General features: G+C 39.3%; 22 protein-coding genes. 20 read left to right on the top strand and 2 right to left on the bottom strand.

Annotated features, from left to right (window positions below; translation table 11 throughout):
- Positions 1–4 precede the first annotated feature (4 nt).
- The 18 genes from AC4G3K_RS08410 to AC4G3K_RS08325 all read left to right on the top strand — a co-directional run bounded on the left by AC4G3K_RS08410 (position 5) and on the right by AC4G3K_RS08325 (position 19763).
- A complete protein-coding gene (locus AC4G3K_RS08410; RefSeq protein WP_491133021.1) occupies positions 5–1774 on the top strand; it encodes an ABC transporter ATP-binding protein in 1770 nt (589 codons plus the stop codon).
- Positions 1775–1833: 59 nt separating this feature from the next.
- Entirely contained in the window at positions 1834–2544 is a 711-nt protein-coding gene (locus tag AC4G3K_RS08405) for a YveK family protein (RefSeq protein ID WP_491076627.1), read from the top strand.
- Positions 2541–3185, top strand: coding sequence for a CpsD/CapB family tyrosine-protein kinase (locus tag AC4G3K_RS08400; RefSeq protein WP_491076628.1), 645 nt, complete (start codon positions 2541–2543; stop codon positions 3183–3185). The genes AC4G3K_RS08405 and AC4G3K_RS08400 overlap by 4 nt, the downstream gene beginning before the upstream one ends.
- Before the next feature lie 354 nt (positions 3186–3539).
- A complete protein-coding gene (locus AC4G3K_RS08395; protein WP_491133020.1) occupies positions 3540–5366 on the top strand; it encodes a polysaccharide biosynthesis protein in 1827 nt (608 codons plus the stop codon).
- Between the two features lie 4 nt (positions 5367–5370).
- Positions 5371–6525 carry a glycosyltransferase family 4 protein gene (locus AC4G3K_RS08390; protein WP_491133019.1) on the top strand — a complete coding sequence of 385 codons (1155 nt, stop codon included), beginning with the start codon at positions 5371–5373 and terminating at the stop codon, positions 6523–6525.
- Positions 6510–7658, top strand: coding sequence for a glycosyltransferase family 1 protein (locus AC4G3K_RS08385; RefSeq protein ID WP_491076631.1), 1149 nt, complete (start codon positions 6510–6512; stop codon positions 7656–7658). Before AC4G3K_RS08390 ends, AC4G3K_RS08385 begins: the two co-directional genes overlap by 16 nt.
- The gene (locus AC4G3K_RS08380) at positions 7642–8535 is read left to right on the top strand and encodes a glycosyltransferase family 2 protein (RefSeq protein WP_491133018.1); all 894 of its coding nucleotides are present in this window, start codon (positions 7642–7644) and stop codon (positions 8533–8535) included. Before AC4G3K_RS08385 ends, AC4G3K_RS08380 begins: the two co-directional genes overlap by 17 nt.
- A 36-nt stretch (positions 8536–8571) precedes the next feature.
- Positions 8572–9639, top strand: coding sequence for an EpsG family protein (locus AC4G3K_RS08375; RefSeq protein ID WP_491133017.1), 1068 nt, complete (start codon positions 8572–8574; stop codon positions 9637–9639).
- A gap of 5 nt (positions 9640–9644) precedes the next feature.
- Entirely contained in the window at positions 9645–10760 is a 1116-nt protein-coding gene (locus tag AC4G3K_RS08370; RefSeq protein ID WP_491076634.1) for a glycosyltransferase family 1 protein, read from the top strand.
- A gap of 11 nt (positions 10761–10771) precedes the next feature.
- A complete protein-coding gene (locus AC4G3K_RS08365; protein ID WP_491133016.1) occupies positions 10772–11962 on the top strand; it encodes a glycosyltransferase in 1191 nt (396 codons plus the stop codon).
- Positions 11963–12123: 161 nt separating this feature from the next.
- Positions 12124–12720, top strand: coding sequence for a sugar transferase (locus AC4G3K_RS08360; protein ID WP_491076636.1), 597 nt, complete (start codon positions 12124–12126; stop codon positions 12718–12720).
- 5 nt (positions 12721–12725) lie between these two features.
- Entirely contained in the window at positions 12726–13388 is a 663-nt protein-coding gene (locus tag AC4G3K_RS08355) for an acetyltransferase (RefSeq protein WP_491076637.1), read from the top strand.
- Positions 13369–14514: a DegT/DnrJ/EryC1/StrS family aminotransferase gene (locus AC4G3K_RS08350; RefSeq protein ID WP_491076638.1), complete on the top strand. Its 1146-nt coding sequence runs from the start codon at positions 13369–13371 to the stop codon at positions 14512–14514. The genes AC4G3K_RS08355 and AC4G3K_RS08350 overlap by 20 nt, the downstream gene beginning before the upstream one ends.
- 33 nt (positions 14515–14547) lie before the next feature.
- Entirely contained in the window at positions 14548–14883 is a 336-nt protein-coding gene (locus AC4G3K_RS08345) for a helix-turn-helix domain-containing protein (RefSeq protein ID WP_491133015.1), read from the top strand.
- Positions 14884–14922: 39 nt separating this feature from the next.
- Positions 14923–15984, top strand: coding sequence for a glycosyltransferase (locus AC4G3K_RS08340; protein WP_491133014.1), 1062 nt, complete (start codon positions 14923–14925; stop codon positions 15982–15984).
- On the top strand, positions 15981–17174 hold the full coding sequence (locus AC4G3K_RS08335) for a glycosyltransferase (protein WP_491133013.1): 1194 nt from the start codon (positions 15981–15983) through the stop codon (positions 17172–17174). The genes AC4G3K_RS08340 and AC4G3K_RS08335 overlap by 4 nt, the downstream gene beginning before the upstream one ends.
- Before the next feature lie 26 nt (positions 17175–17200).
- Positions 17201–18751, top strand: coding sequence for a lipopolysaccharide biosynthesis protein (locus AC4G3K_RS08330; RefSeq protein WP_491133012.1), 1551 nt, complete (start codon positions 17201–17203; stop codon positions 18749–18751).
- Positions 18752–18767: 16 nt separating this feature from the next.
- Complete coding sequence (locus tag AC4G3K_RS08325; RefSeq protein ID WP_491133010.1) at positions 18768–19763, top strand: glucosamine inositolphosphorylceramide transferase family protein; 996 nt, start codon at positions 18768–18770, stop codon at positions 19761–19763.
- Between the two features lie 122 nt (positions 19764–19885).
- On the opposite strand, the gene AC4G3K_RS08320 is transcribed toward AC4G3K_RS08325, so the two are convergent.
- A complete protein-coding gene (locus tag AC4G3K_RS08320) occupies positions 19886–20650 on the bottom strand; it encodes a DUF4931 domain-containing protein (protein WP_491133009.1) in 765 nt (254 codons plus the stop codon).
- Between the two features lie 293 nt (positions 20651–20943).
- On the opposite strand from AC4G3K_RS08320, the gene AC4G3K_RS08315 reads away from it, so the two are divergent.
- Positions 20944–21255, top strand: a complete 312-nt coding sequence (locus tag AC4G3K_RS08315) for a hypothetical protein (RefSeq protein WP_491133008.1) — start codon at positions 20944–20946, stop codon at positions 21253–21255.
- A 150-nt stretch (positions 21256–21405) separates the two neighbouring features.
- Here the strand turns inward: AC4G3K_RS08315 and AC4G3K_RS08310 are convergent, their stop codons facing one another.
- Complete coding sequence (locus AC4G3K_RS08310; RefSeq protein WP_491133007.1) at positions 21406–22662, bottom strand: MFS transporter; 1257 nt, start codon at positions 22660–22662, stop codon at positions 21406–21408.
- 192 nt (positions 22663–22854) lie between these two features.
- Here AC4G3K_RS08310 and AC4G3K_RS08305 point away from each other — a divergent pair, with 192 nt between their 5' ends.
- Complete coding sequence (locus AC4G3K_RS08305; protein WP_491133005.1) at positions 22855–23757, top strand: AEC family transporter; 903 nt, start codon at positions 22855–22857, stop codon at positions 23755–23757.
- Positions 23758–23852: the final 95 nt, after the last annotated feature.

Here is a 23852-nt window from a genome sequence, read left to right as displayed (position 1 = left end):
ACAGATGAAATCATTATGGATGTTTATCCAGGAATTGCGGACGTATGCAGGTAAAATCCTATATGTGAATTTACTTGGGATGGTACTCGTTAGTTTTATAGAGAGTATCGGCATCCTCCTGCTTATACCGATGATTGAGATGAGCGGTATGATTGACCAGGCGGGTAAGGCTATGCCCTTTAGCGAATGGTTTGCATTTGTTGAAGAGATACCAGTTGCCATTGGGTTAGCTATCATTTTAGTTATCTATGTACTTATAATTACAGGGCAGAACTGGTTTCAAAAGAAATTAACGATTCAGAACAGAATGATTTATGTTGGGTACACCAATCATCTGCGCACAAAAATATATCAATCCTTACTATGGGCAGATTGGTTGTTTTTTTTGAAGAAACGGCGTTCTGACTTATTGAACAGCCTCACCGATGAATTGAACAGAGTGAGTGTGGGTATCAGTCAATTCTTGCTCCTGGCTACTTCAGTCGTTTTCACGATTATTCAAATTGGAATTGCTTTGTGGCTGTCTCCTGAAATTACATTTTTCGTTTTGTGCTGCGGAGGCGTGCTGGCTCTGTTTTCAAGGAGATATATTAAAAAGTCAGAAGCAATAGGGAATCAGACAACGGAAATTGCCCGGTCCTATTATGGATCTATATCGGATCATTTAAATGGTATGAAAGAAATTAAAAGTAATTCATTGGAACACTCGATGAGCAAGTGGTTAAACAATTTCAATGATCAGTATAAACATGAACGTATGCAAAATGCACATGTTCAGGCACAATCGCAATTTTTTTATAAATCTTCCCAAGCTTTATTAGTTGCCCTTTTTATCTATTTATCTCTTAATATGTTTCATTCTGCACCTGAGGAACTGATTGTGATTGTTTTGATTTTTTCAAGATTGTGGCCAAGGTTTACAGCCATCCAGTACAGTATGGAACAAATTGCTTCGGCACTTCCTGCTTTTGATTCATTAACAAACCTATTGGAGGAATGCCAATCATCGAATGAGGCACCGACAGTTCAAGGGAATCATTTTTACTTTAAAGGCGATCTTACTTGCCAAAATGTTTCCTATCGCTATCAGGCAGATTCGGAACGCTATGCTTTGCAAACGATTAATCTTAACATACCGTTTCAATCAACGACGGCCATTGTTGGGAGATCAGGTGCAGGTAAAAGTACGTTAATCGATTTATTGATGGGTCTATTAAAAGCAGATGGAGGCAAGATTTTTATTGGTGGGACTGAGGTGAATGAAGAGAACAGATACTTGTTCAGGCAAAATATCAGTTACGTGCCACAGGATCCTTTCCTATTTAATGGAAGTATTCGAGATAATTTTATGTTAATCTGCCCGGATGCAAAAGAGGGGGATTTGTGGGAAGCGCTGGAATTCGCGGCAGCTGCCCAGTTTGTCCGTAAATTGCCGAATGGCTTGGATACGTTAATCGGAGATCGGGGTGTTCGTCTCTCTGGAGGAGAAAGGCAAAGACTTGTGTTGGCAAGAGCGATACTCAGAAAACCATCTGTGCTTATTTTGGATGAAGCGACAAGTGCTTTGGATCAAGAAAATGAAGCCAAAATCCAAGATGCACTCGATCGATTAAAAGGCAAGATGACAATCATCATTATCGCCCATAGGCTGTCAACCATTCGCAATGCTGATCAAGTGCTTGTTCTCGATGAAGGTCGAATTGTACAAACAGGACGGTACAATCAACTTGCCGCAGAGAAGAAAGGGGTATTTAGCCATCTGCTTGGTTCTTAAACTCTTGGTGAAGTAGTTGGGTGAGGATAAAGTAGCATACAGGAGATTGGGGGGATTGGATGAATCCTGGGAATTCAAAAGAAATTAATGTCAGGGAATGGATTAGGGTCTTAAAGAAGAGGCTATGGATTATCACCATCTTTACCGTTCTTACATTTATTTGTGGTTTATTCTATATCAAATGGTTTACGACACCGCTTTATCAATCTTCTGCAGCAATTATCATCGAAGCAGAAGCTGAATTGAGGAATACACTTCAGGTAATTATTAAGGATTCGAATGTCATGGAGAAGGTAGGTCGTGAACTTGGGCTTTCAATGAGTCCGGAGGATTTGGCTGCGAAGATTACAGTGACGAGCATTGATAATTCACAGGTTGTCAATATTGGCGTAGTTGATTCCGATCCTGAACAGGCAACTGCCATTGCCAATACAACAGCACGAATATTTAAAGAGGAAGTACCTTCCATAATGAACTTTGATAAAGTACATTTTCTTTCAAATGCAAAAGAAGATTTAACTCCCATCAACGAAAACCATACCAAGCTGTTAATTGCTGCAATCGGCCTGGGAGTGATCGTGGGTATTGGAATTGCTTTTCTGCTGGATTCACTTGACCGTTCCATCCGAAGTATTGCAGATATTGAGTCCATAATTGGTATACCGGTTATCGGAAGAGTATCAAAGATTAATCGCGTGAAACGAAGTCCAACAGGTATAAACGGACAAAGAGTCTTGGTGACCCACAGGGGTGAGGAATCTTCATTATGAACAGAAAAATAATGTTTAAATCGGCATGGAAAAAAATATGGCCATTTTCGGTGAAACGAGCGCTTATTTCGGAGGAGTTTAGAGAAATTCAAACAAATATTTATTTTTCAGAGGAGGGGACTGACTCTCGCATTATTTTGGTTACCTCTCCATCAGAAGGAGAAGGTAAAACGACCATTTCTTCTAATCTGGCAATCTCTATGGCATTGGAGGGAGTAAAGGTTTTGCTGATTGATGCGAATTTAGGTAAACCGGCAATCCATTCTTTGTTTAGAATCCGTAATACAATAGGGTTGGCTGATTTATTAATGGGAGAGGCGACATTAGGGCAATCGGTTTATCCTAATTGGTTGGAAACATTAGGTATTTTGACGAGTGGGGGGAAGGTGCCAAAAGCAGGATTGTTAGGCTCTGATGTGATGAAAAAAATTTTACATGAAGCTATTGAACAGTATGACAAGGTCATTATTGATTCAGCCTCAATTTTAGAAGCTACCGATACTAAATTGCTGGCTCATATGTGTGATGGTGTCTTGCTGGTTATTCAAAAGGATCGTACCTCCATAGAAGATGCAACCAATGCTCGTAAAATGCTGGAAATGGCGAAAGCAACGATTATTGGAGGAGTTTTAAATAAATAAGTATTTTTTTTAACCAATTAGTTCTTTATATAGAACAAAATGTGCTTTTAATAGATTTTTATAGTTGTGGTGATGTCTCCTGACCATTATCAATGGAGACACTCGGTCATCTTGTGGGTGAATAGCCTTAGACGCCAGTCGTCAAGGAGGTGATGTGAGGAGGGGTTAGATGCCCTTTTAATTTATATAGTATCCATATTTGTATGGGATGATTTACTCCGCAGCGTGTCCATGAGTAAATTTTTAATAGACACTGATCAATCAATTTTAAATTGTAAAGCCTTTACTTATATGGTAGAGCGGCATATAGGTAAGGGTTTTATGAACTAGTACACGAAGAAGGAGGAGAAAACCATGAGTTATAAACAGCGTTTTTGGATATTCGCTCTAATCGATTCATTTATCATCCTGACAGCTATTCTTTACGGCACATTTTTAGTAAACGCGTATATAACGGTGGAAATGACTTATTTAATAATACTTGCAGTCATGTTAATTATCGTTACTTTGGTTTTTTCAATGGTGTTTAAGTTATATAGAAAAGCATGGGAATATGCGAGTATTGAAGAATGGTTTGTCATTTTCAAAGTGGTTTCCTGTTCTATTGTAACAGTAGCTATCCTTCAATCCATCTTGATGCAGAATGTATTCGTTCGTCTGTTCGTTGCTGTAGGACTATTGAATTTAACGTTCATGGGAGGCGCGCGCTTTTGCTGGCGATTATTCAGGGATTCTGTCTTGAATTCGCGTCAGAAAAAAACGCGGATTTTAATTGTTGGTGCCGGTTCTGCAGGTAGGATGGTTGCCGGTCATTTGCTAAAAAATATCAATTCTCAAATACAGCCGGTCGGGTTTATTGATGATGATCCTGCCAAACAGCATCTGCATATTTTTGGTATTCCGGTTTTAGGAAAAGCGAAAGATATTCAGTCTATCGTAAAAGCATGGGGAGTGGAAGAAATTATATTGGCAATTCCTTCTTTGCCAAAAGCAACCTTATCACAAATTTATCAACTATGTTTAAGTACGAATTGTGTGACGAAAATATTGCCTGGTTTGGATGAAATTTTGTCAGGAAATGCTCCAATCAGTGAGTTTCGAGATGTTAAGGTTGAAGATTTGCTGGGACGGGATCCAGTTCAATTGGATTTGGAAAAGATTGAAGAGACCATCAAAGATCGGGTCGTCCTGATTACTGGTGCAGGAGGGTCAATCGGTTCAGAGATTTGCCGGCAATTAGCCAAATTTGAGCCTAAACAAATGATACTCCTTGGACATGGGGAGACGAGTATTTATCATATTGAAATGGAATTAGCTCATTCAGAAGATATTTCAGATATAGAGATTATTACCGAAATCGCAGATATTCAGGATTTCAATAAGATGATGTATGTGATGGGGAAGTATTTGCCCGATTTCGTTTTCCATGCCGCTGCTCATAAACATGTTCCTTTAATGGAGCGGAATCCAGATGAAGCGGTTAAAAATAATTTAATTGGCACGATGAATGTAGCTAGAGCTGCCAACTGGCATGGGGTCCAAACATTTGTATTGATTTCAAGTGATAAAGCTGTTCATCCGACTAGTGTTATGGGAGCAACGAAACGGTTGGCTGAGATGGTAGTCCAGAATATGAATCATGAAAGTAAAACAAAGTTTGTGGTTGTACGTTTTGGTAATGTACTTGGTTCACGAGGCAGTGTCATTCCATTATTTAAAAAGCAAATCCAGGAAGGGGGACCAGTTACCGTTACGCATCCGGATATGGTTCGTTATTTCATGACAATTCCTGAAGCGTCCCGATTGTGTATTCAGGCAGCTGTTCTTGCGGGTGGCGGTGAAATATTTGTTCTCGATATGGGTGAACCGGTTAGAATAGTCGATTTAGCCAAGAAGCTAATTACGTTATCAGGATACACTCTGGAAGAAATTAAAATTCAATATACAGGCATTCGGACGGGTGAGAAATTAGTAGAAGAATTATTGGATCAGGATGAGATAAATGGAGAGCAAGTGTTTCAACATATTTATATTGGTAGCTCACAGCCAATTGATATGGAAGTAATTGACCTATTTATTCAGGAATATGCGAGGTTTAATGGAGAGCAATTAAAAGAGAGATTATTTATGCTGACAGATTATAAAAGATCTGGGGTTGCCGGATTGGTCATGGGGGGATGAAGGGATGACAAAAACAATTCTTTTTTGCGCCACGGTAGATTATCATTTCAAGGCCTTTCACCAGCCGGTTATGAGATGGTTCAAGGAGCATGGATGGATGGTTCATGTAGCAGCCAGTGGGGATCTTACTCTTCCTTATGTGGATAAAAAGTATACCATTCCTGTTCATCGGTCTCCTTTCCATTTCCAAAATCGCGCAGCTTATCTTGAACTAGCATCCATTATTGACCAGGAAAATTACGAAATCATTCACTGCCATACACCTATGGGTGGTTTACTTGCCCGGCTGGCAGCCAGAAAAGCGAGGAAAAAAGGAACCCATGTACTCTATACCGTACATGGGTTTCATTTTTATAAACACGCTCCTTATTTAAATTGGCTGGTCTACTATCCGATTGAAAAATGGCTTGCCAATTATACAGATTGTCTGATTACGATTAATGATGAGGATTATGGACTGTTGCAAGAGCATACATTTAATGCTGGGAGAATCGAGAAAATTAATGGAGTCGGTGTCGATATAGAAAAATTTAAACCGATCCCTCAGGTGGAAAAATTAGATAGAAGACAGAATTTCGGTTATTCGGAGGAAGATTATCTCCTGTTTTATGCGGCCGAATTCAATCGAAATAAAAATCACCAGTTTCTGATTCATACGGTTGCCCATTTAATAGAACGCATTCCGAATATAAAGCTCCTGCTTGCAGGTGAAGGAGAGTTGCAGGAAGACTGCCGAAATCTGACAAAACGGTTGGGGATATCTACTCAAGTGGAGTTCCTGGGTTTCAGGAATGATATTGATAGCCTTTTGCCAATTTGTAATGTTGTGGTCTCAGCCAGCCAGCGTGAAGGGCTGCCAGTTAATGTAATGGAAGGGATGGCTTGCGGGTTGCCAGTGATTGCTACACGGAACCGGGGTCATAATGAACTGATTCAAGACTGCCAAAACGGCTGGATTGTGGAACAAAATGATATGGAGAGTATGGTAAATAAACTGGCAGTGCTTTATATGGATCCTGCCATGGAATCTAAAATGGGTGCTTATGGAAGAGAAATTATGGAAAGTTCGTACAGTGTTGGCAGAGTGTTGCAGCAAGTGAGCCGAATCTATCAAAAATATATGAATGAAATGGAGGAAGAAGCGTGGACAGCCCAATAAGAGTTTTGCATGCAGTAGTGAATATGAATCGCGGGGGTGCGGAGACATTTATTATGAATTTGTATAGAAATGTCGATCGAAGCCGTATTCAATTTGATTTTTTGACATGCAAGCCCGGGGTGTTTGACAAGGAAATTGAAGGTATGGGAGGAATGATTCATCGAGTTCCTTATATTTCTGAGGTAGGTCCATTTAAATACCAGCTTCTTTTAAAAGAATTTTTTTTAAGTCATCCCGAATATAAAATACTTCATTCCCATCTGGATAAGATGAGCGGATTGGTATGTAAAGCAGCGAAAAAGAGTGGAGTTCCCATTCGTATTGCGCATAGTCATAATACAGAAAGTGAAGGAAGTTGGGCAATCAAATCGTATAAGTGGTATTCAGGAACCCATATTCAAAAAAACGCTACTCATTATGCGGCTTGCTCGAAAAAGGCAGCAGCCTGGTTGTTTGGCAACTCTTCCATGAAAGTGAATATTATTAAAAATGGAGTAGAGAGCGAGAAGTTCTTATTTTCAGAGGGTAGGAGACTACGCATTCGAAAAAAACTAAATCTTGCAGATGATGCGCTGTTGCTTGGTCATGTAGGCCGGTTTAATGTTCAAAAAAATCATGCTTTCCTGATTGAGGTGTTCGTTCGAACATTAAAGTCTTTTCCTGAAGCTCGACTTATATTAGTAGGAGATGGACCACTGCGTAAGCAAATGGAAGGACTGGCTGTCAGAAGAGGGATTAGGGATAAAGTCCTTTTTCTTGGGATTCGAGATGATATTCCTGATCTTTTAAGGGCGTTTGACCTCATGTTATTTCCCTCCTTTCATGAGGGATTACCGGTCACAATCATAGAAGCGCAGGCTGCTGGCCTTCCTTGTATTTTGTCTGAACATATCACTCAGGAGGTAGATTTGGGTGCTGATTTAATTCGATATGCCAGATTGGGTAAAGTGGAAGAATGGCTGACTAAGATAAGCTATTTTGCCAAGATAGATTTTAAAAGAGAAATTCCGGCGAGTACTCTGGCTGCCAAAGGATATGATATCCGTTCTACTGCGGAGTGGATGAATCACTTTTATATCAATCTTGTTAACTCTGCTGAAGAAAGGAGGGCTGTCGGTGACCGTACCTCCTAAACGATTGACTGTATTTACCCCAACGTACAATCGAGCCTATTGTTTAGGCACCTGTTACGATAGTATGAAAAAACAATCATGTCAGGATTTCTGCTGGCTCATAATTGATGACGGGTCCAATGATGGGACAGAAAAACTGGTCAGCTCCTGGATAGAGGAAGGAGCTGTCGACATCCGCTATGTTTATCAGGAAAACCAAGGGATGCATGGAGCACATAATACAGCATATCGTCTAATGAATTCAGAATTGAATGTATGTATTGATTCAGATGATTATATGCCGATGGACGCGGTCGGAAAAATACTCAATTTTTGGGAGTGTCATGGCGGTGAGCATGTGGGCGGCATCATTGGGCTAGATGCCTTTTCAGATGGAACGATCATTGGAACTAGGTTTCCTGATGATCTGGAACAATCCACATTATTTAATCTCTATCATAAGCATGGGATTAAAGGTGATAAAAAGCTTGTATATCGGACAAGTCTTACAAAAAAATACCCATATCCTTTATTTCAAAATGAACGATATGTCGGTCTCGATTATAAGTATTACCGGCTTGATTGTGAGTATGACATGCTATTGATGAATGAAGTCCTTTGCTGTGTTGAATATTTAGCGGATGGCTCAAGTCTTAATATGCTGCGCCAATATCGCCGGAATCCCAAAGGGTTTGCCTTTTATCGAACAGAATTAATGAAGCTTCCGATGGCTGGAAAGCAATTTAAATTCCGGCAGGCTATTCATTATGTGTCTAGTAGTTTGCTGGATGGGAATAAACGATTTCTTCAGGATACGCCTGAAAAATGGCTGACTGGATTAGCCCTATTTCCGGGTTTTTTGCTCTACGCCTATATAAGAAGAAAAACAGCAGCCTAGGCTGGACTGTCTTTCAGTTGAGGAAGGGAGACTGTTATGACAGTATTATATTTAAATTTAGCGTTAGTGATGATGTTTGCTTTGATGGCAAGATTTTATTCATTTGATATAGGGTTTGGTTCGATGTCGATCAAACCAAACAAGTTGTTCGCTCTGCTCGCTCTTTTGACACTCGTATGTGTTTCAGGACTACGTTCAAATATCGGGGATACTTTTTTCTATATGCATGCCTACAAAATAAATAGAATAGATTGGGCGTATATTTTCGAAAATAAAGACATTGGGTTTGGAATGTTGCAAATGCTGCTGCAGAGCATTTCTATGAATCCGCAGCTGTTAATCTTTGTGACAGCCTTGCTTACCAACGGTCTTATCCTGATAGTGCTCTATAGATACTGCCGCTTAATCGAAATAGGCTTGTATGTGTTTATCACAAGCGGTCTCTTTTTAACCTCTATGAATGGGCTGCGTCAATTTCTGGCAGCAGCCATTTTATTTGCGGGGACAACCTTTTTAATAAAAGGAAACTGGAAAAAATATGGCTTTGTTGTGTTGCTGGCCTCAAGCATCCATATGAGTGCGATTATTATGATTCCAATCTATTTTCTTGTCAGAAGCAAGGCGTGGTCTAAAACGACGTTTTTGCTTCTTTTTTTATCCGTAATTCTTATACTAGGATTCAATCAATTCTCAGAATTGCTTTTCTCCGCACTGGAATCGACACAATACGGACATTATCAAAGCTTTTCTGAAGGAGGAGCCAGCATGGTGCGTGTGCTTGTCACCTCCGTACCTCTATTGTTGGCTTTTTTGGGAAGAGAGCGGATAAGAGAAATCTTTCCTGAAAGTGATGTCATTATAAATATGTCCGTTTTAGGATTGGTGTTTATGCTTATCTCCACTCAGAACTGGATATTTGCCAGATTTTATTATTATTTCGGGCTTTATCAGCTGATCTTGATTCCGTGGGTTGTACAATCATTCAGAGAAAGGGATCGGAAGCTGATTTACTTTGGAATCTTAATCTTCTATTTTGTTTTCTTTTATTATGAGGAAGTTATTTCTCTCGGTATTGAATATAAAAGTCATTTTTTCGGCGGGTGATGAGAATGAGAAGAGTGTTGCATGTTGTAAGTGCTCTGGAGAGAGGCGGAGCGGAAATGTTGATTATGGATGTATATCGCAGAATCGACCATGAAGAGCTGCAATTTGATTTTGTTTCCCATGGGTTAAAAGAGGGAGAATTTGAAGCAGAAATCAGGCAACTGGGGGGAAAGGTTTTCCGAATTACTAGTCTTGGAAGGGCAGGTCCTGCACCTTATATTAAAACATTAGTATCTATCATGAAGGATGGACAGTATGATGCGGTGCATGTTCATACTGATTTTCAGGGAGGCGTCGTGGCGTTTGCTGCTTTTTTATCAAAGGTGAAAATCCGCATCTGCCATTCACATTGCACGAGTTGGAATAGAAGAGAATATGGAATGCAGGCATTGGGGCTGAGGGCTTTAAAAGGAATGATTCATATGTTTGCCAATCAATATTGTGCCTGCAGTGATGAAGCGGGCCGCTTCTTGTTTGGGGAGAATTCCCGAAACTTAAAAATTATGAATAACACGGTTGATATAACAAGCTATCAATCACTGAATGAAGTAAATAGGCAAGCAGAAAGGAAGAAGATGGGTATTCCATTGGAAGATCTGATAATCGGACATGTAGGTCGTTTCTCAGAATCTAAGAACCAATCGTTTATTCTGAGCCTTCTTCAACATCTTCACCATAGAGGTGTAAAAGCTTCAGCCATATTTGTTGGGGATGGACCGTTAAAGCAGGAAGTAGAGATTGAGGCTGAGAGATTAGGGGTCGAAAAATCGGTTCATTTCCTTGGCATACAGCCGGATATTCCAAAATGGATGTATCTCTTTGATGTTTTTGTCTTTCCTTCCCTTTTCGAAGGCTTTGGAATTGCCGCCCTTGAAGCGCAGTGTGCGGGAACGCCATGTATCGTGTCAGATCGTGTTCCTGCTGCAGTGGATACGGGAGTAGGATTAGTTACTTATTTGGGGCTTGAAGAACCGATTGAAAATTGGACAGATGCAATTATGGGTACTGCCTCCCTGCAAAAACCATCTTTATCAGGAATACATGATCAATTTTTACAGAATGGTTTTGATGTGGAAAATAGCGTTAGACAATGGGCAAAGTTATACATGTCGGCGAGTTAGGTGATTTTAGAATGAAGATAAAAATTTTATTTATGGCCCAGTATTTACAAACTGGTGGAGTGGAAAGAAGTCTCCTGGCCCTGCTTCATCAATTGGATTATGAAAAGTACGAAGTCGATTTGCTTTTATTTGATTATAGTGGTGTTTTATTTTCGCAAGTTCCTCGTGAGGTGAACCTATTGCCTCCATTATTTGAAACATTTTCACTGCCGATTGGACAGGCAATCCCACAATTGGTACGAGGCAAACAATATTCTTTGCTGGCCGCTAAGCTGTTGTCCGCCCTGGCCGGCAGGTTATCTAGAGGTGTAGGTACTGCTAGAAGGTGGTCTGTTTATCGATCGACACTTCCGGCGAATGAAAAAGTGTATGATGCAGCTGTCAGTTACCTCGATTTCTTTTGCAATTATTATGTGATTGAGAAGGTGAAAGCAAAACGGAAAATCGTCTATAACCATATGGACTATCATTACAGCATGGGTCAGGGCTGGCCAGCACCGGAACTCGATGAAAAAGTATTTGAAAAAAGCGATTGGATTGTATGTGTATCTGAATCAGCCAGTCGCTCATTAAAAGAATACTTCCCGGAGAATTCCTCAAAGATAAAAGTCATTCATAATATGGTATCACCCGCATCGATACGATTGCAGGCAGAGGAGCCGATGGAAGAGGAGTTTGCAGAGGCGAATTCTGTCGTGACGGTTGCCAGATTGGTCGAGGAAAAAGGAATTTGGGAAGCCGTGGACGCTTGCAAAATGCTTGTGGAGCGTGGAGTGAAAATTCGATGGTATTGGATTGGAAATGGGCCTGAGCTACACTCCCTGGAAAAGAAAGTGAAGGAGTATGGATTAGAGAAATGCTTTCATTTGCTGGGTGAAAAAGCAAATCCTTATCCTTACATAAAAAACTCTATGATCTATGTACAGCCTTCTCGAACAGAAGCCCATTGTGTCGCGGTAGAAGAAGCACTTACACTTGGATGTCCAGTTGTGGTGACTGATATTCCATCATTTCGTGGGCAAATCAGGAATGGGGAGACCGGAATGATTGCTGAAAGCGGGACAACGGGGTTGGCGGATGCGATTGAACAACTATTGATTTCTGCTGAAGGGCGTACATTACTCAAGAATCATTTGGCAAGGAGAAACAAACAGGGATTGGAGAAAGTCCATCCCTTGGTAAATTTATTGGATGATAGATAGACAGTCATTTAAAATATTCTCTTTTTAATACCATTTAGGAGACTTTTCCTCGATGATGGAGCCATGATATGTTTACTTTCTTAATAAAATAAGCAAGTTTCCAACGAACTATGTGAACAATGGTTTTCACACATAATCCCGTACAAGTGAGGTGTATCTAATTGAAAAGAGTATTTGATTTCAGCTTGGCACTCGTCATGCTGATTTTTTTATGGCCGTTTTTGTCTATTTTAGCGATTCTAATCAAATTTAAATTGGGATCTCCTGTCCTCTTTATGCAACAGCGACCCGGTTTATATACAAAACCATTTCAACTATATAAATTTCGGACAATGACAAATGAGTGCGATGAACACGGTCATTTATTAGCGGATGAAGTACGGCTGACTTCATTTGGGAAATGGTTGAGAAAATACAGTCTGGATGAGTGGCCGCAATTATATAACGTATTAAAAGGGGAACTGAGCTTTGTTGGTCCAAGGCCTTTATTGATGGAGTATTTACCCTATTATTCGGAAGAAGAAGCGAAACGGCATTTGGTGGTACCCGGTATTACAGGTTGGGCACAAATCAATGGCCGTAATAACATTAGCTGGGAAGAAAAATTTGCGTACGATCTATGGTATGTCAACCATCGTACCTTTTGGCTGGATTTGAAGATTATATTCTTCACCTTCAAAAAAGTTATTCATTCTGAAGGCATTACAAAACAAGGGATGGCGACAGTAGATTATTTTAAACGTCCGCTGAAGGAGTGATTGAAATGAATTATGCGGTTATTGGCCATGGAGGGCACAGTAAGGTGATTAAAGAATTAATAGAATCCAGCGGTTGTGGTCAAATTATTGCCTATCTGGATGATAAGTATGAATTGCTGGATGCCATTTTAGATTTATATATTGGGCCAATTCATTCTATTCATTTTATTTTGAAGCAATATCCGGACGTTAAAGTAGTCATTGCGATTGGGAATAATGAGACCCGAAAAGCAATTGCTGAGAAATTAAATCTATCTGACGAGCGCTATTGTACACTAATTTCCCAGAAAGCCATCATTAGCCCAAGTACCCAAATAGGTATAGGGTCCGTAGTAATGCCGGGAGCCATAATTAACGCTGATTCAAAGGTTGGAAAGCATGTGATTGTTAATACGGGAGCTATTGTCGATCATGATTGTGAGATAGGGGATTATGCCCATGTGTCTCCAAGGGTATGTTTAACTGGTTCAGTTACTCTTCAAGAAGGTGTCCTGGTTGGAGCAGGAGCTTCTATTATCCCTGAAATCAACATTGGTAAATGGTCAAAAATTGGAGCAGGAGCAGCGGTTGTTAAACATGTACCTGACTATTGTAAGGCAATGGGTGTACCTGCCCGAAACATTGAGAATAAAGAAGGGGGTGGAGCTAGTGCAGACGGTGGCATTTAAGAAAAGAATACCTCTGGCGATCCCTCATCTAAGTGGTGGAGAAATGGCTTTTATTCATAAAGCTCTTGAGGATAATTGGATTGCTCCTGCAGGTCCGCATATTGATGCGTTTGAAAGAGAAATCGCTGAATATGCAGGGGTGAAGGGGGCGGTGGCTGTTAATTCAGGGACCGCAGCAATTCATTTAGCGCTATCTTTGATGAATGTGGGGAAAGGGGATGTCGTTTTTTGTTCATCCCTTACCTTTATTGCCAGTGCAAATCCAGTGATTTATCAGGGAGCGGAGCTTGTCTTTATTGATTCAGAGCCGGATACGTGGAATATGTCACCAGAGGCTCTTGAACAGGCACTGTATTTTGCGGCGAAAAGCAATAAACTTCCTAAGGCTGTTATTGTTGTAGATTTGTATGGGCAAAGTGCCAAGATGAATGAGATTTGTGCCATTTGTTCCAAATATGGAGTACCTATATTGGAGGATGCCGCTGAAGCCCTTGGTTCCTTTTATCATGGCCAATCATGCGGAAGCTTGGGTGATTTTGGTATCTTCTCCTTCAATGGGAACAAAATTATTACTACTTCTGGTGGAGGAATGCTTATATCGAATAATACTGAGGCTCTGGCGAGGGCAAAATTTTTGGCCACGCAGGCAAAGGAAATCGCTCCTCATTATGAACATAAAGAAGTCGGTTATAATTATCGGCTCAGTAATATTCTGGCAGGGGTTGGCAGGGCACAACTGGAGGTTTTGCCGGACAGAATTGAAAAGAAGAGGATGATTTATGAAACGTATCGGGCAGCTCTGTCTGAGATTGAGGGGTTGAACTTTTTGCCTGAACTGGAACATACCTTATCGAATCGTTGGCTGACGGTACTCACTTTGGAACATAAGGAAGATGTTACACGATGCTTACAGGCATTGGCAGATGAAAATATTGAAGCTAGACCGATGTGGAAGCCATTGCATATGCAGCCTTTATTTAAAGATGTTGATTTTTTTGCCCATCAAGATGATTTGCCTGTATCTGAACAATTATTTGAGAAAGGCATTTGTCTTCCATCAGGTACCAATATGACAGAAGAGGATATGGAGAGAGTTATTGACTGTTTGCGGATGACATTAAAGTAGTCAATAACCTGGTCTTCAGAAGGAGGTGAAGAAATGATAGGGAGAAATATACAGGAAATTCGAAAGCGTAAAGGACTGACACTGACTCAGCTCGCAGCCAACGCTGGAATATCCAAATCCTATTTAAGCAATATAGAACGAGGAGTGAATCAAAACCCCTCTATTGAAGTACTGAAAAGGCTGGCGGTTGTCTTAAATGCTGACTTGAAAACGCTATTGCGTGTACAGGAAAATACTGAACCTGATCACAAACTGAATCAGGAGTTAATAGAATTAATTGAGGAATTAAAGACAACGGTTGTTGATAAAGAGCAAATGGATGAATATCGGGCATTAGTTCAGTATATTAAGTGGAAAAATAAAGCGTAAAATGGCCATTTTTATTTGAAGGAAGAGGATTGAAGAATTATGTTGAATAAGAAAAAGGTCAGCATTATTGTACCAGTTTATAAGGTGGAAAAATATTTGCCACGCTGTGTTGAAAGCCTGATTTCCCAGACCTATCAAAATATCGAAATCATTTTAGTCAATGATGGGTCACCTGATTCCTGTGGGGAAATTATAGACTATTATGCCGACCACGATCAAAGAATTATTCCGGTTCATAAACAAAATGGCGGTGTTTCAGATGCACGAAATACCGGAATGGCTTATTCCAGTGGTGAGTACACGTTCTTTGTGGATGGCGATGATTGGATTGCTCCTGCTTTAATAGATGGTTTGGTTGATCGATTGGAACAGTTTCACGCTGATGTTATACAAACAGCTCATTATTACGCCTATGAGGATTATTTTCTATATGACCATCGATTTGAGCAACAGGATAATCCGCCGGTCGTTTTGGATAATCAACAATTAATGCGAGAGCTTGTTCTCAATCAAGTCGTGAAAAATTTTGCCTGGGGGAAACTTTATAAAACAGAACTCATTAGAGATACTCCCTTTCAAGAGGGTATTTTTTTTGAGGATGTATTTTGGTCACATCTAGTTATGCAAAAAGTTGATACGTATGTGATTACACATGAACCCCTCTATTATTATTATCAGCATGCAGATAGCATTGTTGCTTCCTATTCTAAGAAGAATTTGGATTATCTGAAAGGATTAAAACAACGCCATGAATTTTTAGAACAGTATTACAGCGACTTGTCAGATGAATCTTATAAAGAAATTGCTAAAGCTCATCTGATTCATTATCAGCTTTTACTTAGAAATAGAAAGAAAGATCCAGCTGGGATGTATCGTGCTGAAATCGAATTATATATAAGAGAAAATTTCTCTTTCTTATATAAAGCAGTGCAGAAAGACAAGGGGCTCAGGCGAGAGTTAATGTTTTTTCATATCGATCCCTATCTATATATTGCCTTCTTACTAGTAAAAAAAGGGTTGCGCATGATGCATATTCTTCCGAAACCCATAGGACTCGAGCGAATGATGGTCACGGAGAAAACTGGAGAGGTAAGTATATGAAGAAGAACGTTTTGTTTGTAATAGATTCCTTAAGCTGCGCAGGTGCTGAAAAAAGTTTGATTACATTATTATCATTGCTCGATTATTCGAAGTACTCGGTTGATTTGCTATTGTTTGCATATGGAGGCCCTCTTGAAAAATTGGTACCGGCTGAAGTAAAGCTGCAGCCGCCGCTGCCGTATATGTATTTTTCAAGTCTCAGCTTTATCGAAGCTATCAAGTACGCCATACGACATAGAGAATATCGAATGCTTTGGTCAAGGATCGTATATTCTGTACGCCTGAGGGTGAGGTCCTATAACAATCCTCAAATAGCGAGAATTTTTTGGGAGAGTGTATCAAAGCGAATTCGACTAAATACACGAAAATATGATATTGCGATCAGTTATGCACAGGGAATTCCAAATTTTTATGTAGCTGAAAAGGTCGAGGCTACAAAAAAATTCAGCTGGGTAAATGCCAGTTATGAACTTGAACCGAAAGAACAAGCATATCAGAATAAATTTTATGATCGTTATGAAAAAATTGTTGCCGTATCTGATTCAGCAAAGAGCACCTATATTCAAACATTTCCTCACTTTCAGAATAAAGTGGAGGTTGTTTACGATCTGATTGACTATGAAGAAATTAAGAGGAGAGCAGAGGAACCCGTCAAAGGGGTTTATCCATACGAAAAGGGTTTTTCTCTGTTAACCATCGGACGCATGGATTATTTGAAAGGATTTGATCTTGCGCTTGAAGCCTGTAAGCTGTTAAAGGGAGATGGCATGGATTTCCGTTGGTATATTCTTGGGAAAGGTCCTTTGCAGGAAGATATGGAGCAATTTATCAAGAGGAATGGACTGGAGGATTATGTTGTCCTGCTTGGGGTCACGGAAAATCCTTATCCCTATATAAAGCATGCTGACGTGTATGTGCAAACGTCTCGGTCAGAAGGGTATGGGCTGGCCATAGCGGAGGCACGTCATCTGAATATTCCTATTGTCTCAACTAGGTTCGAATCCGTACATCTCCAAATAAGGCATGGAATTAATGGGTTGATTGTGGAGCTGGATCCGAAAGCTATATATGAAGGGATAAAGCAATTAATGATCAATCCCATGTTGCGGGAACAGATAGTTAGAAACTTGCAGAAAGAGAAAAAGGGTAGCAGTGAAAATATTGATCGTTTTTATCAGTTGATTGACTAAGCCGCGACCATTAAAGGATGGGACAAATGAGAACGGAGCATTCTATAAAAAATATGTACATTGGAATGGGCACGCAAATCATCATTGCCGTGCTTGGCTTTGTCTCAAGAAAGGTCTTTTTGGACAGTTTAGGTCTTACCTATCTAGGTATAAATGGCTTGCTGACAAATGTACTGGCCATGCTGGCATTGGTAGAGAGCGGTATTGGAGCAAGCATTGTTTATAGTTTATATAAACCACTTGCCCTATCTGATCGTCCTAAAATTATTGCGCTCATTCAGCTGTATAAGAGAGCCTATGCGATTTTAGCCATCATTATAATTGTAATTAGCCTTATCTTTTATCCTTTATTAGGGAATTTATTAAAAGAACATGATGTGGGCATGACGGTTACCATTGCCTACTTTCTATTCGTAGCCAAAAATGCAATTGCCTATTTGAATGCTCATAAAATATCCTTAATTGCCGCTGATCAGAAAGAGTATGTTTTAATGCGCGTTAATTTCCTTTTTCAGCTGCTCGGATATGCAGGAAAGATTATGATTCTACTATGGACCCATAACTATCTTCTTTATTTAGCAGTAGAAGTTGGATTATTCCTTATCCAAACCATGCTAAACGGACATATCGTCACTAAGCGCTATCCCTATATTAAAACCAAGATCCGCTATTCACTGGATGCTCTTGAAAAGAAGCAGCTGATAAAAAATATCAAAGCCATGTTTCTTCATAATATTTCAGGCTTTTGTGTAACCGGTACCGATCATTTATTAATCTCGGCCTTTATAGGAGTTACTGTTGTAGGAATTTATTCAAACTATACGATGATTATGGGGCAATTGGGGACCATCCTTGCGCCTCTCTTAGATGGTTTCGGTGCCAGTGTTGGGCATTTAATCGCCCTCGAGAATAAAGAAAAGCGATATCACATATTCAAGGTAACCTACTTTTTAAACTTTTGGATTTATTCTGTCAGTGTCATTTTTTTGTTTTGTATGTTGGAACCATTTATTAATTGGTGGCTTGGCGGTGGGTACTTATTGGATCCTTTGACGTACTGGATCATTCTGATAAATTTTTATGTAACAGGAATGAGAGCTTCCGTCTTAATTTTTAAGGTGAAGGGAGGTATATTCGTCCAAGATCAATATTTTACATTATTGGAAGCAGGAGTTAATTTAATAGCATCTTGTGTATTAGTGAAGTATATGGGTTTGCCAGGAATATTTCTAGGAACCCTTATTAGTACATTAACCACTGTGTTTTGGAATTCACCTAGACTAGTTTATAAATATCTGTTCGATCAAGAGGTATTTACCTATTTTAAAACATACACACTCTACGCTTGTTTAACGATAGGGACAGGTACGCTAACGGTATGGATTGCAAACCTCGTGGTCCACGGAGAAAATTTTGTTTCATTAATGGCGAAAGGGTGTATTAGTGCGCTCATACCTTGTGTGGTATATACCGTGCTATTTTATAAACGTGATGAATTTATTTACATCCAAAATGTAATGCTTCATTTTCTCCGTAGGTTGAAGGGGGTTAGTCAACGGAGTTCTTTAGAAAAATAAAGAAAAGGTGATTGTATTGGTTTGGGTATCTGTTTGTTGTCTGCTTATCATGCTGGGCAGCTTAATTTTATGGAAAAGGAAGATTATTGTAGGGGTGTGGTCTATCAAAGTATTTACTTCCACAGAGCTTGTAACAGAGGAGCCGGCCAAAAAAGTACTTAAAACACCGACATTACAAGCAGAGGATGTTACGGATATTCCTGCTGAATTCATTGCAGATCCGTTTATTCTTTATCGAAACGGATCTTATTATATGTTTTTTGAGGTGTTGGATAAAACTACCATGAAGGGCGTTATCAGCTTTGCGCATAGTGGGGATGGACATTCCTGGAAATATGGACGGATGGTTTTAGAAGAAAGCTATCATTTATCCTATCCTTATGTTTTTGAGCATGTAGGGGAGAGTTACATGATTCCGGAAACAATCGAAGCGGGAAAAATCCTGCTGTATAAAGCAAAGCAATTTCCGGATAAATGGGAGATTGTTTCTGAAATGGTTGATGGTAAATATGCGGATCCAAGTTTATTTTATTACAACCAGAAATGGTGGATGTTTGCGAGTAAACAGGGACAATTGCATCTATTTCATTCCAATTCATTAACAGAACATTGGACTGAGCACCCAAAAAGCCCTCTTATCCGCAATAACCATCATGTTACGAGACTGGGCGGAAGAGTGATTGTCGATAATGGAAGGATTTACCGATATACGCAGGATGGGCAGCCAACGTATGGACATGCTGTCAGAGTTTTTGAGATTACGGATTTGACTGAGAGCAGTTATCAGGAGAATGAAATAAATCTTGTGCTGAAAGGCACAAAGGAAAATGACTGGCGCAGGGATGGAATGCATAGTATTGATCAGGTGAAAACGGAAGAGGACAAGTGGCTGATCGCCGTCGATGGACACAGACTTGAGACTCGTCCGTATCTGTTATGGAAATTAGATTACATACGGTGTAAATATGGGAGTTGGCTCTGGAAAAGTGTTGCTGCCTTTGTTGTCATCTAACGTTTGAAGCTGCCGGGTATACAGATTTTTCGATTGGCAGTTTAGAACAGTCGTACTGTTAGTAATGGGATGCTAAGCTAGCGGAAAAAAAGCCTCCCAAAAAAAGGGAGACTTACGGTTGCCTAGACGAGCAACCTGGATAAATCCTGCTTAATTATATTAAGTCGGTCCTCCATAAGAACCTGTGGAATTTTATATCCAACGAAAAGAGGGGATACCACAAAGCGCGGGATGGCTTTGCAAATAACCAGGTCATGAAAATGGTAAAAGAAAAGGTTATAGCTGGTACATCCCTTATGGAACCCATTTAAAATATAACGAACAAGGATTTGTAGTTTATCAGCAAAATCATTCATTTCATCTAGTGTATGTAATATTAAGTTGAATTCGGTAAAACCGATGATAGGATATTTTGAAACATTTAACTCTATACCGGATTTCTTGTAGATCTCTAAGCCTTCAAAATCAATCATAGCCATATTCTTATGATAATCCACATGCTTCATTCCAATTATTTGCATATGAGCATGTTGAATACTGCCTCCAGAAAAGGGGCCATGGTTTTTAAATAAGATAACAGATTCGTATTCACCCGTCTTCTCCACCTCAAGCCATTTGGCAATACTGAAGCGTATTAATTCACGCATATGCTTTTGTTCATATCCCCTTATATCCTCGTTACATTGATCCGTTTCAATAATGACCGTTTGATAGGTATCTTGAAGGGCGGGATATTTATTCATTAACCAAATGATCTTTCCCTTCATTTCAATAATATCGGTAAGCTCGTCTCTATGGCAAAAGGGGCAGGCTGCTGCTTTATTTCGAATGGTTTCTGGTTTTTGACTGCCAATTGCACTTGAAAAATATAATTGCTGTTGATCCATACTGCACCTACCTTACGATCTTGTTAAAAAGAAAGTTCAATCTCTTCTATTATAGATTAAAGATAAAAGGGATTGTATCTTTTTGACCATATTTTAGAAACGTTAAAAATACATTACAATGAACCATTAGTAACCATATATATTATCGTACAAGGTTTGGATTCAGCAAATCGAATCTTCCAATTCACCACTATATTATAGAATGTTCGCAAAGCATGGAGAAAGCTACGATATGTTGTTTTAGCTCTACTGAAGTGATACGCTTAGCAAAAGTTTTAAAAAGGAGCGAAAGTATGAAAATCAAATTGCTAATCTTTCTAACATCTACAAAAGAACATGGTAGAAGTGAAATAGTAATGAAAACATTTGAATCAGCTTCCCGCCCCATTAAAGGAGATATTATGGAGGATCCCGGTTTTGACCCGAGATTTCATAATGGGTATGAAGTTGTTAAAGTGACTGTTCAATATGAGAAAAATGAATGCTATGTATCGCTTCATCCACTTGCTATTGAAATGGAGGAAATTAGTCTTGACGACTACATAGCGAAGTTGACGGCAAATGGGTGGCGAATTGTTTCGAAAGAAGAAGTATTGATTAGCTAATTATCAACTATGAATTTATACATAAAAAGCTCCCTACAGATAAACAGATTTATTTTTTAATCTGTCTACCTAATAGGGAGCATATCATATTAACTTTCTTTATCTGTTATATTTTGGAGACTTATCGGATCGGCCCCTTTACCATATAGATTAAGCCCCAACCTTCACATTGTCTGAGTCAGACTGATTTGTTAAATCTTTCTTTTGCAGCAACCACATTAATCCTGTCGATATGATTCCAAGGAAACCAATCAGCATCCAGGCAGAAGTGATCGAATATGCTTCGATAAAGTTACCCATGACCAGTGGACTTGATGCGTACCCAGCTCCTATCACAAGTGGGAGTATGCTGCTTACTCTTCCTCTGTGTGAAGCAGGTGTTTGATTTGCGATAAAGGTTGACGCATTTATCGCAATCATGATTTCCCCAATTGTCATGATGAAAATAGAAACATAGAAGAAGGGAAGCAGGGTGGTGAAGGCGAGCATTCCAAAGGCGACAGCATAGCATAAAGCTCCACCGGCTATTACTTTTATCGGCCTTGTTTTATTTGTCAGTTTAGTAATGATCGGCGTAAAAATGATAACCAATATGCCGTTAAAGCCGGCGAGTGTTCCGTAATAAGCTGCACCTGAATCATTAAATAATTCCTCTAAATGAAGCGGAATGGTGAATGCCCATTGAGCGTACTCGAATTCTATACACAATAAGATAAAGGCGAACATAATTAATATTGGCCTCGCCATCAGTACTTTAAAAACAGAACCTTCTACATGCTGCTCAAGTTTTCTTTCCGGTTCATCTATTATCGAAACATGCTTCGTTTTTGTCTCTTTTATAAAAATTAAAATCATTGATGTAGCTAAGAGTGTAGCTGTTCCGTCGATGATAAAAATAAGGTTTAAATGATTTTTATAGAGTAGACCCGCAATGATAGGGCCAACGGCAAAACCTAAATTCCACCCCATATAGGTTAACGAATAAGCACCCTTCCGATTCTCTGGTGTGGTTAAATCTGCCAAGAGGGCGTCGTAGGCAGGTGAACATAGGGCAAAGAAAAGGGATGAAAGCATGAGTAAATAGGTCATGGTCATAGAAGGCTCTATAAAACCTCCAGCAATAACGGTAAATGCCCCTAAAGTTTGTGAAACGACAATGATAAATTTCCTGCCCAAAGTATCTGCCAGTTTCCCGCCCAAGATCATACTTGGTACAGAAATGATACTTAATAATGTAATATAAAGTCCTGCTTTCCCGCTATCCATGCCAATCTTTTGAGTTAGAATCAGAACAAGTAAAGGCTGTATAAAGCCTCCTAAACTATTAATAATCCGCGCAATGAAAATGATATAAATTTCTTTCGGCAATCCCTGGTAAGGAATAAATAAATTCTTGATCGACTGCATAAAGCCTCCTGTTTCCACTTGATTTTTCTTCCAATAATTTCTATTTTACAGATAAATAAGCAGAAAATGAATATCTATTTTTTGAAAATTTAAAATTAATAGATTTAAATAGATAGATTGCTGGGATGAATTGGTATAATGATATAAAAATGTTATTACATAATCGTATCAACGAGAGAGAAGGGTAGCAGAGTGGATTTTGTTAATGTATTGATGCCGGTATTTGTCATATTCGCTTTAGGCTATATAGGGGAGAAGAAAATTGGGTTTGATACCAAAGCCATCTCAACCATGTCCCTCTATCTAATGACGCCTGTCCTTGTGTTTAAAACGTTTTATACAAATAAACTATCGATGGATTATCTCTATATCGTGATTTACGCATTCGGCCTCTGTTTTGTACTTATATTGATTGTATATTGTATTTCCTTTATTAAAAAATACAATCTGAAGGAGACTTGCGGACTTATTCTTGGTTCTGTATTTATGAATAATGGGAATTATGGGACACCAGTAGCATTATTGCTATTTGGCGCTTCCGGATTTGATTATGCAATCATCTTAATGGTTACACAAAGTATAGTGATGGCAACCATTGGGCTTTTTGTAGCAGCACGAGGGAGTGATATAGGTGGTGGGATTAAAGATACCCTGGCTGTCGTAATTCGTATGCCCGTTATGTATGGAGCAGTTTTAGGGCTGTTACTTCAGTATAGTGGTCTTTCCATAAGCCCTTCCTTGATGACCACGATTGATTTAGTGGGAAGTGCAGCCATCCCGACGATTATGCTCGTTTTAGGTATGCAATTGGCAAAAATTAGCCTAAAGAGGATTGAATATGAAAAGGTTACATACGCCTTATTGATTAAATTGGCTGTCGCGCCACTTATAGCATGGGGAATTACATGCTTATTGCCTATCGATTCATTGCTCAAACAATTAATGGTTATTATGGCGGGAATGCCTGCAGCAGCGAATACAACGATGTATGCGATTCAATTTAATACAAAACCAGATTTTGTTTCGGTCTGTACATTTATAAGCACCATATTGAGTTTAATCACATTGCCGATCATCTTCTATTTTGTTTTATAGAAGATACAAAGAATGTTAGGTTAGTGGAATACATAAAATTAATTCAGCTAATCAAATGGATTTCATGTTAAATAGGAAATGTCGTAGGAAAGGAT

The organism is Bacillus sp. z26 (assembly GCF_058313635.1).
Note: the sequence above shows the minus strand (reverse complement) of the source record. Positions and strands in the feature narration are given on the sequence as shown.

Bases quoted from the DNA above. Each gene is read 5' to 3' on its own strand.
- AC4G3K_RS08410 (WP_491133021.1), top strand. From the start codon at position 5: ATGAAATCATTATGGATGTTTATCCAGGAATTGCGGACGTATGCAGGT.
- AC4G3K_RS08405 (WP_491076627.1), top strand. From the start codon at position 1,834: ATGAATCCTGGGAATTCAAAAGAAATTAATGTCAGGGAATGGATTAGG.
- AC4G3K_RS08400 (WP_491076628.1), top strand. From the start codon at position 2,541: ATGAACAGAAAAATAATGTTTAAATCGGCATGGAAAAAAATATGGCCA.
- AC4G3K_RS08395 (WP_491133020.1), top strand. From the start codon at position 3,540: ATGAGTTATAAACAGCGTTTTTGGATATTCGCTCTAATCGATTCATTT.
- AC4G3K_RS08390 (WP_491133019.1), top strand. From the start codon at position 5,371: ATGACAAAAACAATTCTTTTTTGCGCCACGGTAGATTATCATTTCAAG.
- AC4G3K_RS08375 (WP_491133017.1), top strand. From the start codon at position 8,572: ATGACAGTATTATATTTAAATTTAGCGTTAGTGATGATGTTTGCTTTG.
- AC4G3K_RS08370 (WP_491076634.1), top strand. From the start codon at position 9,645: ATGAGAAGAGTGTTGCATGTTGTAAGTGCTCTGGAGAGAGGCGGAGCG.
- AC4G3K_RS08365 (WP_491133016.1), top strand. From the start codon at position 10,772: ATGAAGATAAAAATTTTATTTATGGCCCAGTATTTACAAACTGGTGGA.
- AC4G3K_RS08355 (WP_491076637.1), top strand. From the start codon at position 12,726: ATGAATTATGCGGTTATTGGCCATGGAGGGCACAGTAAGGTGATTAAA.
- AC4G3K_RS08345 (WP_491133015.1), top strand. From the start codon at position 14,548: ATGATAGGGAGAAATATACAGGAAATTCGAAAGCGTAAAGGACTGACA.
- AC4G3K_RS08340 (WP_491133014.1), top strand. From the start codon at position 14,923: ATGTTGAATAAGAAAAAGGTCAGCATTATTGTACCAGTTTATAAGGTG.
- AC4G3K_RS08335 (WP_491133013.1), top strand. From the start codon at position 15,981: ATGAAGAAGAACGTTTTGTTTGTAATAGATTCCTTAAGCTGCGCAGGT.
- AC4G3K_RS08330 (WP_491133012.1), top strand. From the start codon at position 17,201: ATGAGAACGGAGCATTCTATAAAAAATATGTACATTGGAATGGGCACG.
- AC4G3K_RS08320 (WP_491133009.1), bottom strand. From the start codon at position 20,650: ATGGATCAACAGCAATTATATTTTTCAAGTGCAATTGGCAGTCAAAAA.
- AC4G3K_RS08315 (WP_491133008.1), top strand. From the start codon at position 20,944: ATGAAAATCAAATTGCTAATCTTTCTAACATCTACAAAAGAACATGGT.
- AC4G3K_RS08310 (WP_491133007.1), bottom strand. From the start codon at position 22,662: ATGCAGTCGATCAAGAATTTATTTATTCCTTACCAGGGATTGCCGAAA.